Source organism: Achromobacter spanius (assembly GCF_003994415.1).
Lineage (GTDB): Bacteria > Pseudomonadota > Gammaproteobacteria > Burkholderiales > Burkholderiaceae_B > Achromobacter > Achromobacter spanius_C.
This window is the reverse complement of the sequence record NZ_CP034689.1, coordinates 1,282,396-1,294,482: the sequence shown is the minus strand read 5'-3', so window position 1 is coordinate 1,294,482 and position 12,087 is coordinate 1,282,396. Positions and strand designations below refer to the sequence as shown.

At 64.9% G+C, this 12,087-nt stretch carries 10 protein-coding genes; 1 reads left to right on the top strand and 9 read right to left on the bottom strand.

Annotated features, from left to right (window positions below; genetic code table 11):
• Positions 1–21: 21 nt before the first annotated feature.
• Positions 22–1,218, top strand: coding sequence for a formaldehyde dehydrogenase, glutathione-independent (gene fdhA, locus ELS24_RS05820; RefSeq protein WP_127183642.1), 1,197 nt, complete (start codon positions 22–24; stop codon positions 1,216–1,218).
• 14 nt (positions 1,219–1,232) lie between these two features.
• Here the strand turns inward: fdhA and ELS24_RS05815 are convergent, their stop codons facing one another.
• The 9 genes from ELS24_RS05815 to ELS24_RS05775 are packed head-to-tail and all read right to left on the bottom strand — an operon-like array spanning position 1,233 to position 12,078.
• Complete coding sequence (locus ELS24_RS05815; protein WP_083447390.1) at positions 1,233–2,297, bottom strand: GlxA family transcriptional regulator; 1,065 nt, start codon at positions 2,295–2,297, stop codon at positions 1,233–1,235.
• 16 nt (positions 2,298–2,313) lie between these two features.
• Positions 2,314–3,429 (bottom strand): hybrid-cluster NAD(P)-dependent oxidoreductase, encoded by a 1,116-nt coding sequence (locus ELS24_RS05810; RefSeq protein WP_050447275.1) that lies wholly within the window; start codon positions 3,427–3,429, stop codon positions 2,314–2,316.
• Between the two features lie 9 nt (positions 3,430–3,438).
• Positions 3,439–4,716, bottom strand: coding sequence for an aromatic ring-hydroxylating oxygenase subunit alpha (locus ELS24_RS05805; RefSeq protein ID WP_230693398.1), 1,278 nt, complete (start codon positions 4,714–4,716; stop codon positions 3,439–3,441).
• Positions 4,717–4,725: 9 nt separating this feature from the next.
• Entirely contained in the window at positions 4,726–5,487 is a 762-nt protein-coding gene (locus ELS24_RS05800) for a hypothetical protein (protein ID WP_050447277.1), read from the bottom strand.
• On the bottom strand, positions 5,480–6,586 hold the full coding sequence (locus ELS24_RS05795; RefSeq protein ID WP_127183640.1) for an electron transfer flavoprotein subunit alpha/FixB family protein: 1,107 nt from the start codon (positions 6,584–6,586) through the stop codon (positions 5,480–5,482). The genes ELS24_RS05800 and ELS24_RS05795 overlap by 8 nt, the downstream gene beginning before the upstream one ends.
• Positions 6,583–8,484, bottom strand: coding sequence for a (Fe-S)-binding protein (locus ELS24_RS05790; protein ID WP_127183639.1), 1,902 nt, complete (start codon positions 8,482–8,484; stop codon positions 6,583–6,585). The genes ELS24_RS05795 and ELS24_RS05790 overlap by 4 nt, the downstream gene beginning before the upstream one ends.
• A gap of 2 nt (positions 8,485–8,486) precedes the next feature.
• A complete protein-coding gene (locus ELS24_RS05785) occupies positions 8,487–10,550 on the bottom strand; it encodes an NADH:flavin oxidoreductase (protein ID WP_127183638.1) in 2,064 nt (687 codons plus the stop codon).
• Positions 10,551–10,558: 8 nt separating this feature from the next.
• Positions 10,559–11,080, bottom strand: a complete 522-nt coding sequence (locus tag ELS24_RS05780) for a 4-vinyl reductase (RefSeq protein WP_050447281.1) — start codon at positions 11,078–11,080, stop codon at positions 10,559–10,561.
• On the bottom strand, positions 11,077–12,078 hold the full coding sequence (locus ELS24_RS05775) for a dipeptidase (protein ID WP_050447282.1): 1,002 nt from the start codon (positions 12,076–12,078) through the stop codon (positions 11,077–11,079). Before ELS24_RS05775 ends, ELS24_RS05780 begins: the two co-directional genes overlap by 4 nt.
• Positions 12,079–12,087: the final 9 nt, after the last annotated feature.

Below are 12,087 nucleotides of genomic sequence, written 5' to 3'. Positions count from 1 at the left end.
AGCCGGCAGGGAGACGCAGGCATGGCAGCGAACAGAGGCGTGGTGTATGTGGGCGACGGGCGGGTCGAAGTGCAGTCGATCAGCTTTCCAAAACTGGTGGATCCACGCGGCCGCAAGATCGAGCACGGCGTGATCCTGAAAGTGGTGTCCACCAATATCTGCGGGTCCGACCAGCATATGGTTCGTGGGCGCACCACGGCGCAGCGAGGCCTGGTGTTGGGCCACGAGATCACCGGGGAAGTCATCGAGGCGGGACGCGACGTCGAAACGCTCAAGGCCGGCGATCTGGTTTCGGTCCCGTTCAACGTGGCCTGCGGCCGCTGCCGCACCTGCAAGGAACAAGACACCGGCGTCTGCCTGACCGTGAACCCGGCACGCGCTGGCGGCGCGTACGGCTACGTGGACATGGGCGACTGGATAGGCGGCCAGGCGGAATATGTCATGGTGCCGTATGCCGACTTCAACCTGCTGCGCTTCCCGGATCGCGACCACGCCATGGCCAAGATCCGCGACCTGACCTGTCTGTCGGACATCCTGCCCACGGGATATCACGGCGCGGTCAGTGCAGGCGTCGGCCCCGGCAGCACCGTCTATGTCGCCGGGGCCGGTCCGGTGGGCATGGCGGCGGCCGCGTCAGCCCGCCTGCTGGGCGCCGCGGTGGTCATCGTGGGCGACATGAACCCCTTGCGGCTTGAGCATGCGCGCCAGGTCGGGATTCAAACGGCCGACCTGTCCTTGGACGCCACGCTGGGCGAACAGATTGCGGCGCTGCTGGGTACGCCGGAAGTGGATTGCGCCATCGACGCCGTGGGCTTCGAGGCCCGCGGACACGGCGCCACCGGTTCGCAGTCGGAAGCACCGGCCGCCGTGTTGAATGCCCTGATGGACGTGACCCGCGTTGCCGGCCGCATCGGTATCCCCGGCCTGTATGTCACGGACGACCCGGGTGCCGAGGATCCCGCCGCCCGTCGCGGCAGTCTGTCGGTGCGCTTTGGGCTGGGCTGGGCCAAGGCGCATAGTTTTCACACCGGCCAGACACCGGTGCTGAAGTACAACCGAGCCTTGATGCAAGCCATTCTGTGGGACCGCATCAATATTGCGCAGGTTGTGGGGGTTCAAGTCATCACGCTGGACGCCGCGCCCGATGGCTACGCGGCCTTCGACGCAGGAGCCCCGAAGAAATTCGTGATCGACCCCCACGCCATGCTGCCTGCCTGATCACGCGCCTGGCCCTAGCCCCGGATGAAACGCCGCTCGCTGCTGGGCGAGCGGCCAAAACGGGCGCGGTACGCCTTGCTGAAATGGCAGGGTGACTGAAACCCGCAGGCGACGGTCACGCCCATGATGGTCATGCGCGTCTGCAGCAACAGTTCGCGGGCGCGCAGCAATCGCAACCACAGGTAGTAGCGCATGGGCGACATACCCAGGTAATACTTGAACATCCGTTGCAACTGCCGCTGCGACAGGCCAATCTGGCCCGCGATCTGCTTGAATGTCAGCGGCTCTTCGATATGCGCTTCCATCAGTTGCGCAACGTTGACCAGTTCCTCGCGGTTGAACCCCACTCTGGCGACCATGGGAATGTGCTGTGGCTCCGTAGACGCCCGAATCCGATCCAGGCCGAACTGTTCCGAAATACCATCGGCCAGCGCCATCCCGAAGCGCTCCGCGGTAATGCCCAGCATCAGATCGATGGGCGCCGTGCCGCCCGAACTGGTCAGGCGGTCGCGATCGATCGCGAACAGTTCCTCGGTCAGTTCAACGGAAGGGAATTCCTCGCGCACGGCGTATAGGTTCTCCCAATGCATGGCACAACGGTATCCCGCCATCAGGCCGGCTTTGACCAGCGCATAGCTGCCTGTACAGATTCCACCCAGCGCCACGCCTTGCCGGGCCAGGCCGTGGAGCAGCCTGACGACGGGCTCGGTGACGTGGTCCTGCACCTGAATGCCGCCGCAGACGAATACCGCGTCCCAGCCCTCTTCCCTTCCGGCCGGGGCCAGAGGCCCGATCGGCAGGTGGTTGCTGGCCTCGACTGCCCCTCCGTCCAAGGTCATGACCGACCAGCGGTAGAGCTCGCGCCGACTGACGTAGTTGGCCATGCGCAGCACTTCCACCGCCCCGGAAAAGGCGATCATCGAGAACTTCGGCAACAGCAAGAAGCCGAAGTGCAGTTGCGGTGCGCCGGCAGCGGGCCGCTGGGGCTCGGTTTCCGACCGCGATACAGACTGAGAAGCGGGCTGAAACACCGGCCAGGATTCAGCGGAAAGGCGCGCGACAGCTCGGTGCGTAGTCATTGACTCTTGGCCCCTGTCATTTATCGATGAGCAAATTACTTAAGGGACGACTGCAGCACAGCAACACCATGCCCTGATCGATCTCGCGTTGGCGGATGCCGCCCTGATGCCGCATATCTACCCGCCCTTCCAACAAGCGCACCTTGCACGTACCGCACAGGCCCTGGGTACATGACGCCGCCAGCCGCAGGCCCGCGTCACGCGCCGCGTCCAGCAAAGGCTGATCGGCCGCGCATTGTATGGTGCGCTGGCTTTTCCGGAATTGGATGCGGAAGGCGGGTTCCACCATGCTTGCCAGCGCCGCGTCGGTTGACGCCGCGCCCGCGACAGGTTTGGACAGCAATTCAAACGAGAAGCTCTCTTCGTGATAGCGCGCCATATCGAAGCCGGCGGACTCCAGCATGTGACGCACGGCCAGCATGTAGGGCGCGGGTCCACAAACGAAGATTTCCCGGTGCAGGAAATCGGGCGCCATCAGTTCCAGCAGCGGCAAGCTCAGGCGCCCCGTCAGCCCGTGCCATCCGGCGTGCTGGCCCAGCGCTTCGCAGACGAAGTGTGCGCGGAAGTGGGGCTGGCTCGCTGACAGCAGCGCCAGCTCACGGCTGAAAATAATATCGTCCGGCGTGCGGGCGCTGTGCACGAACACCGTATCGCGGTCATCGCAGAGGTCGCGGTGGGTGCGCACCATGGACATGAGGGGCGTGATGCCAGAGCCGGCCGACAAGAAAAGATATCGCTGGGCGGGATGCAGCGCAGACGAAAATTCGCCCGCCGGACCCAATACCCGCAACACGTCGCCAACTTCAAGGTGGTCATGCAACCAATTTGACACCCTGCCCCCCGGCACGCGCTTGACCGTGATGGATAAGGTGTGCGGCCGTGTCGGCGGAGACGAAATCGTGTAGCAGCGGTTCAGCGGTTCGCCATCGACGTCCAGTTCGAGCGTCAGGAACTGCCCCGGCGAAAACTGGAACGCATGCCCGGCGCGCGAACGGAAATAGAAACTCTTTACGTCGGCCGTCTCTTGCCGCACCTGACAGCACAGCAGGGTTTCCTCGACATTGCTGTCCCACGGCGAAGGCAGCCGCTGCCAAAACCCCGGCTGATGGATACGTAAAAGCGCATGCGGCATGGCGGTCTCTTAATCCAGGTAGCGGGCCGCCAGGCGGCCGATATACCAGTTGCAGAACTTGTCGACCAGGCTCTCGGTAAAAGGTGAATAAGGCCCCGGCTGATACGCCGGACTGCGCACTCCTTGCTGCGATAGTTCGACCAGCGCGCGGTCTTGCGCGTTGGTGGCGCGCCACACGGCGGTCAGGTTGTCGACGTGGTAGTCCACGTTTTCAACTGCGTCCTTGTGCACCAGCCAACGGGTGCGCACCAGCGTGCGTTCCGGCCCCAGCGGCAACGCCGAGAACGCAACGATGTGGTCACTCATCAGGTGGAACCAGGCGTTGGGCTGCGTCCATAGCGACAAACCGCCCAGATCGCGCCGCGCCAGCGTACCCAGAAGCTTGCTGGACGCGGCGTTGCCGTCCAGCGTTTGCGATTCCCCGGCAAGGTCCAGCGGCAACCGCCGCACTCGGTATCCTGTCACACAGCCGTCCAGCGCTTCCAGCTCGGCGGAGGGCAGGCCGGCGGCCTCCCATTCCCGACAGCGCTCCGCCGATATCCGTTCGAAGTGCTCCATCTGCTCGGCGTTCGACGGCGATGGCTGATAGCCAAAGCCGAACTCGAACAGCGACACGGTCAGTTCGGGATGGTTCACCGCGCAGTGATAGCACTCGCGGTTGTTTTCCAGGGTGAGTTTCCAGTTGCAGTCTTCGATGATGTCAATCTGCGCGGCGACCTTGCAGTTGCGTATCTGGTGCGGTCGCAGGTAGGGCTCGACCTGTTCGCGCATCACGCCGAAATCACTGGGCGCTTCCGGATCCAGGCAGATGAATATCAGGCCGCTCAGGCTCTCGACCCTCACGGGCTTCAGGCTGTAGAGGCTTTTGTCGAACCCATCGCCCATGTGCTCGGCATACGCCAGCTTGCCATTGAGCGTGTAGGTCCATTGATGGTAAGAACACACCAGGTTGCCGACCGACCCCTGCGGCTGTACGCAAAGGCGCGCGCCGCGATGCCGGCATACGTTGTGGTACGCGCGTACCTGCCCGTCGTCGTCACGCACCAGCACGACGGAATGCCGCCCCACATCCACCGCCAGATAGTCGCCAGGTTCGGGAATGTCTGGCTCGACGGCCACGAATATCCAGTGACGCCCGAATATCTCTTCCATATCCATATCGAAGATGGCTGGACTCAGATAGAAATCGGCCTCCAGGCTGTAACCCGGACGACGGCGGGCGATCATCGCGCGGACCGGGTCGTCTGCGGGCGGGCGAACAGCGGACATCTGCTTGATGATGGTCATTGATCCACCTCAGTAATCGATCAGGCTGTGGGTGCGCAAATAGGCGATGACCGCCTGCGCCTTCTCATGGGGGCTGCCCTCGGTGATGACGGCCCCACCGCGGCTTTCCATCGTGATTGCGGCCAACAGCCGTGCATGGCCCGACCGGGATTCGCGCGCGGCCAATTTGCGTGGACGCCCCTGCGCGGGTTCGATCCGCAACGCGGCAAGCGGCGCGGGCACCACCGGCGGTACGCGCGCCACGATCTGGCCGGCGCGCTCCCGCGCATAGACGTATCGCACGTCCAGCGTGGCCAGGGGATGCATCGTCACCACCGCCGGCAGCGTGGCGGCCACTTCGCGCCGCCTGCCTTTGGGCAGCCATTGCTGCGTGACGATGCTGCCCGCGTGTATCTCAGCCGACAAGACGGCGGGCAAGAGCGGCCTGTGCAAAGCCTGCGCCAGCAGATAAGGCAGCAAACCGCTGCCCGCGCCGCTTTCCGACCGCGTGCCGCACAGCACCACGTCGTAGCCGCGCACATGCTCAGCCAACGCTTCCAGCACGTCGCGGCCAGGGGGAACGTCAATCGCTTCGATCACGGCCGCGCCTTGCGCCAGGTAGTCGCGCAGCGCCGGCGCGGCGGGATCACCCGCGTGGACGACATCCACCTCACCGCCCGCCAGCCTCCGCGCCAATGCCAGCGCAAGCGTGTCATTGCGGCTGGAACGCGCCACCCCGCTTACGGGATGCTCGCCTAGCGATACCAGCACCACGATGCGCGGCTTAGCCATGGCTGGCCTCATGATTGATACCAGCCGCACGCGCTTGCCTGACTTCGGCCAGCAGCGCGTCGGCCACACGTTTGGTGTCGTCGATGATGCTGAGATCCGCACGCCTGACCAAGGGCGCGCTGGCGTCCAGGTTGATGGCGATGACGTGACGGCAGTCTTTGATGCCTTGCAGATGCTGCACCGCGCCCGAAATGCCGAATGCCAGGTAGGCGCTGGCGCTGACCGTCTTGCCGGTGGCGCCAATCTGCTGGGTCCGCGAGAAGCGCCCGTCATCAACGGCGACCCGGCTGGCGCCCACCGCCGCGCCCAACTCGTCAGCCAGGGCCTGGAAACCGGACAGATCGCAGACGCCGTTGCCCGCCGACACGATCAGATCGGCCTCTTCCAGGCCCACCTCCATCGCTGGTAGCGTGCGGGTGCCATGATCGCGGTAGGCCGAGTTCATTGGCAACGGCATGACCGGCACACGCTCGCCCAGCCCAACGAAGGGCAAGCGCTCATCAATGGCGTCTGGGGCCAGCAGGACAATGCGCGGCAAGGCCTGGCGCGCCCGTCGCAAACCCCCACGCATGTAGGAACTGGCCACGCTATCGGCGCTCAGTTCCAGAACATGGGCCGCTACGGTAGCGCCCGTGGCGGCGGCCAAGCGCCGGCCCAGGTCGCCATCTGGCAGACCGTTGTCGGGCAGGAACACATGCAGCGGACGTTCACTGTCAATCAGCGCCAGCAGAATGGCCAGCTCGACATCAGGCGCATAGGCGGGCGCAGCGGTGATGACAGTGAGGCGGTCCGCCCCCAATGCCCCGGCGTCGCCGTCGAATTCGCCGAACACCAGCAAATGCACGAAGGTGTCCGGTTCGGCAAGCAGGGCCGCGGCCGCCACGGCCTGGCGCGCGTGCGGGTCCAGTTGGCCCCGAGCGCTGTGCGCCACGGCTAGCACGCAACGTTGCGCCTCGGTGGCGCGCAAGGGCTTTCGCGCGGTCTCGGTTGGCAAGGCCGGCCTGGATAGCGGGATGCTTTCGCCCAGCACGATGCGCCGGATTCCCGCTTCCGTGACGGCATGAGGTCTGCGCGGATCAACTCTTCGTATGCGATTCATCCTGCCTCCAGAGCGTCGGCCACGAGTTCGGCGATGTCACGCACATCCGGCCGTGGGCCGACCACGCCTTCCAGCATGGCGGTGCAGTTCGGACAGGCGACCGCAACCCTGTGTGCCCCTACATCGCGAGCGTCCTGGATGCGGATATCGGGAATACGCCGTTCGCCGGGAATATCCGTCAACGCGGCCCCGCCTCCACCGCCGCAGCAGCGTCCGTTGAGACCGTGGCGCGTCATTTCGTTGACCGTCAGGCCCAAGCGGCGCAATAGCTCGCGCGGCGCCTCGGTCTCGCCGTTGTAGCGGCCCAGATAGCAAGGATCGTGGTAGGTCAGGGGCAGAGCGCTGCCGGCCGGTTTCAGCCGCAAACGGCCCGTGGCCGCCAGTTGGGCAAGCAGGCTGGTGTGGTGCTGCACGTTGTAATGGCCGCCCAGTGCGGGGTACTCGTTACGCAGGCAGTGCAAGATGTGCGGATCGCCCGTGACGATGCGCTCGAACGTCAGGTGCGACAAGGTACGCATGAGGCGGGTAGCCAGTTGTTGGAAGGTGGCTTCATCACCCAGGCGCCTGGCGACGTCGCCGGTATCGGTCTCGCAAGCACCCAACACCGCAAAGTCCACCCCGCCCGCGCGCATCGCTTTGACAAGCGCTCGCAAACTGCGCTGGTAGCGCAAGCCGAATGCGCCTTCTCCGACAATCAGCAACACGTCCACGGGTTTGCCGGGCAGCGCCTCCGCGACATCAAGGTCCACCGCCCAGTGGTAGCGCGCGCCCAGGTCGTAGCCCCCGGCAGAGCCGGTTTCACGCAGGTTGGCCAGCACCGCGGGCGCCGTGCCCGGCACCGCGCCATGTTCAAGCGTCTGCTGGCGGCGCATGTCGATGACCGCGTCGACGTGTTCGATCAGCATCGGGCATTCGTGCACGCAGGCGCGGCAGGTGGTGCAGGCCCACAGCGAATCGGCGGCGAGCAGCCCCGGCACGATGGCGCTGTCGGCCCCGCCCTTGCTGTCACCAATGGGCAAGCCCGGCATGGGGCTGCCGGCGTAAGCCGCGTCTGATCCCCCCACCATGCCCACCACCATGTCCTGGATCAGCTTCTTGGGATTCAAGGGCTGGCCCGCCGCATAGGCGGGGCAGGCGGCTTCGCATTTGCCGCACTGCACGCAGGCATCAAAGCTCAGCAGTTGGTTCCAGGCGAAGGCAGCCGGCTTGCCGACGCCCAGGGGCGCGGAAGCCGGGTCGGCAAGCAGCGCCAGCGGGCGCAAGGCCGCCTTCTGACCGGGTGACGCGCCGCCGAATCGTTCTGGCCGGGGATGAAAGGCCAGATGCAGCAGGCCTGCCAGCGCGTGCTTCATCGGCCCTCCACGGGCCATGCCGACCGTCAGTTCCCACGCTCCCAGCGTCAGAAGCGCCACAGTGGCAACACCAGCCGCGCCCGATAGCAACGACGTCGACACCCCTCCAAGCAGGAGCAGTCCCATGGCCAAAGCACCCAGCATCCAGGGCAGGCGGTCCCATACACCACGCGATAGCCGCGCGGGCGGCTTGCGGCGCCGGTGCCAGACGAACAGCAGGCCGCCCAGCATCACTAGCGCCGCCACGGCGATGGCATGGTCCAAGGCCGGCACATATAACGCCAAGCCGTAGTTCACCGCCACCAGCGTCATGGCGGCAACCGCGGCGCCGGCCGTCGCCACGTGCGTACGTGCGATGTAGGGGTCGCGCGCCACCACGCGATGCAGATCAACGAAGTACCTCTTGGGCACGGCCAACAGGTCGCGCCAGCGCACCGGTGCGGACCGCCCCACGCGCCAGAGAGCGGCCCGACGCCAGCCCCCCACACCCAGAGCCAGCAGTGACAGCCAGAACAGCACGGTAATGGCGATGGCGAACGGTTGCATGATCAGAAGTCCTTGCACAGCCGCAATGCGTCGTAGATGGCGGCGTGGATGTTGTGCATCGACACGCAATCGCCCACGCGAAAGAGCAGGAAGCGGCCGTCGCCCAAGGGCTGGCCAAGCGCGGGCTGTGGGGCGGCCGCATAGAGCGCATGCACGTCGGTCTGCCCCATGTTGGCGGACTTGCGTTTGAGCATGCCGTACAGCGCGTCGTTGGGCGTTACGCCGTTTTCGATGACGACCTGATCCACCAGGCGCTCTTCGCGGTCTTCGGTATATTCGTTGCGCAGCAGCGCGACTTTCTTGTCGCCCTCGGCGCTGACACGCAGAAGCCAATGATTCGGCGTGAACACGACCTGCTGGGCATACAGGCGGCGATAGAAGATCGGAAAGGTGGTGCCGCCCACGTCTTCAGCCACTTTGGTGTCGGGCGTGACGATCTCCACCTGCGCGCCCCGGCTGGCCAGAAAGTCGGCCACGCCCGCCCCCGCATGCGTGCTGACGCCGTCATAGACCAGGACGTTGCGGGCAGGTTCCACCGCGCCCGACAGGATGTCCCAGGAACTGACGGCCAACCCGCGCGCCACGCCCCAATCCGGCTGTTCGTGCACGTGGCTCGAACCGCCCGTGGCCAGCACGACGATATCGGGCCGCTGCGCCAACACCATGTCCTCGGTGGCCAGCGCGTGCAGCCGGCAGTCGACGCCCAGGCGCTTGAGTTCCAGTGCAAACCACCGCACGATGCCGTCCATCTGCTCGCGTTGTGGCGCCTTGGCCGCCAGCAGGATCTGACCGCCGACGGCCGCGCCCTGCTCGAACAGCACCACGTCGTGCCCACGCTCGGCACAGACACGCGCGGCCTCCATGCCGGCCGGCCCGGCGCCCACCACCACTATTTTTCTGCGCGGGCCGCTCGAACGCGACACCACGTGCGGCATCGTCTCTTCGCGGGCGGTCGCGGCGTTCTGGATGCATAGCACGTCCAGGCCGTCGTATTGCCGGTCAATGCAGTAATTCGCGCCCACGCACTGTTTGATCTCGTCTTCGCGATCGTCGCGAATTTTCAGAACCAGATGCGGGTCCGCGATATGCGCGCGCGTCATGCCAACCAGGTCGGCGTGGCCCGCGGCCAGCAAGCGCTCGGCCTGGACGGCGTCGCGGATGCTCTGCGCGTGCATCACTGGAATTCGCACCACCGACTTGATGCCCGCCGCCAGATACGCAAAAGGTTCGGGCGGAAGCGCCATCGGTGGCATGCAATTGGCCAGCGAGTTATGCGTGTCCGCCCCCGATCCGATTACACCCAGGTAATCGATCAGGCCGGTTTCAGCCATGGCCTGCGCAATCTCGCGCAGGGCTTCGTGGTCGAGTCCGTCGTTGTGGAATTCATCACCGCACATACGCAGGCCCACGCAGAAATCCGCGCCCACGGCTTCGCGGACGGCTTGCAACACATCCAGGCCGAAGCGCAGGCGGTTGCGCAAGCTGCCGCCGTAAGCGTCGTTGCGAAAATTGGTGCGTGGGCTCCAGAATTGGTCGATCAGATGCTGGTGCGCGGCCGAGATCTCAATGCCGTCCATGCCAGCCTGCTGTACTCGCCTGGCGGCGGCGGCGAAGTCGCCGATGATGCGTCTGATCTCTTCCACTTCGATGGTCTTGGCGTTGCCTCGGTGCACCGGTTCGCGCACGCCGGAAGGTGACAGCAGATGCGGCCAGTGCTCACCGTGCCAGGCGGAGCGCCTGCCCATGTGCGTCGCCTGGATCATGACCTTGGCACCGTGGCGATGCATGGTGTCGCTGAGCTTGGCCAGCGGTTCGATGACGCGATCGGTCGTCAGGTTGACCGACCTCCACCAACCTTGCGGGCTATCTTGCGACACCGGGCTGGATCCCCCGCAGATGGCAAGGCCCAGGCCGCCCTTCGCCTTTTCCTCGTAGTAGGCGATGTAGCGATCCCCGGGCAGGCCACCCGGTTCTGCATGCACCTCGGCGTGCGCGGTGCTGACGATGCGGTTGCGCAGCACCAACCGGTTCAGCGTCAACGGCGCAAACAGATGGGGATAACGCATGGTCGGCCTCAGGCGATGGGGCTAACGGTGAATTCGCAGTGGGCGTGCCCTTGCGCGGCGCACTGGCTTTCCACGCACTGCGCGCGCGTGGCACCGCCGTGCTGCTCGGCCAGCCAGTCCATGGCCCCGGCAAACCATCCTGAGAACATGTGACAACATTTGCCGCCCGCCTGCGGCTGGCCCAGCACGAAGGCGGAATGGCGCACGACGACACGCGCGGTCATCGCGGCGGGGTCGGCATCGGTCAGCCGAAACAAGCCCCAGCCCCGCTGCGACAGCCGCTTCAGATAGTGTTCGTAAACGCCAAGGCCTGCCAGGCGATGTTCGCGTGCTTCCTGCTCGCACCAGTGGTAAGCGGAACGATGCCCCGCGCCATATAGAATGCGCGCGTAGGCCTCCTGGCCCAGGGCTTCTTCGACCGCCACATGGTTATTGATGAAGAAATGGCGCGGCACATACAGCATCGGCATGCCGTCCGTGCTCCAGACGCCGGTCTGTTCATTGACGTTGATCGGAAGCTGGGGATTCATTTGACCGCTCCTTGATCTGCCTGCACGCCCAAGGGCCAGACTTCGCCAAACACGCGCAGCCAGTTCTCGCCCAGGATTTTCCGGATGTGGATCTCGCTCCAACCCGCACGCTGCATGGCGGCGGTCAGATTTGGAAATTCACCGATGGTCTGAATGCCTTCGGGATTGCGGATGGCGCCGAAATCCGTCAGCCGGCGATGCCGGCCTTTGTCGTGCGTCAGCCAATCGAAGAACGGCTGGCCATACCCTTGCGTGAAATCGGTGCCGATGCCTACCGCGTCTTCGCCCACCAGGTCGACTACATAGCCGATGGCCTCGACATAATCATCCACGGTGGCCTGAACACCGCGTTTGAGAAAGGGCGGAAACATCGTTACGCCGATGAAGCCGTCGTGCTCTGCAATGAAGCGCAACTGCGCGTCGCTCTTGTTGCGTGGGTGTGCTTTCAGTCCGGCCGGCAGGCAGTGCGAATAGCAGGTGGGTTTGGACGACGCCAGAATTGCCTCTTCGGAGGTTGTGGCGCCTACGTGGGACAAGTCCACCATGATGCCGACCCGGTTCATTTCGGCAACGACTTCGCGGCCGTAGCCCGACAAGCCGCCGTCGCGTTCATAGCATCCGGTGCCGATCAGGTTCTGGGTGTTGTAGCAAAGCTGAACCACGCGCACTCCCATGTCGGCAAAGGCCTCCACGGCGCCCAGGTTGTCTTGGAATGCGTGGCCGTTCTGAAAGCCCAGGATGATGCCTGTCTTGCCGTCACGCTTGGCCTGCCGAATATCTTCGGTGGTGCGTACCAACGTCACCAGGTCATCGTTGGCGCGGATCAGGGCCTTCATTGCGGCAATGTTGGCGACGGTCTGTTCGAACCCTTCCCATACCGACACCGTGCAATTGGCGGCAGTCAGCCCGCCCCGCTTCATGTCTTCGAACACGGACCGGTCCCATTTCGAGATGATCAGGCCGTCGATAACCATACTTTTCTGATGAAGCGTAGTCATGCGGTTTAC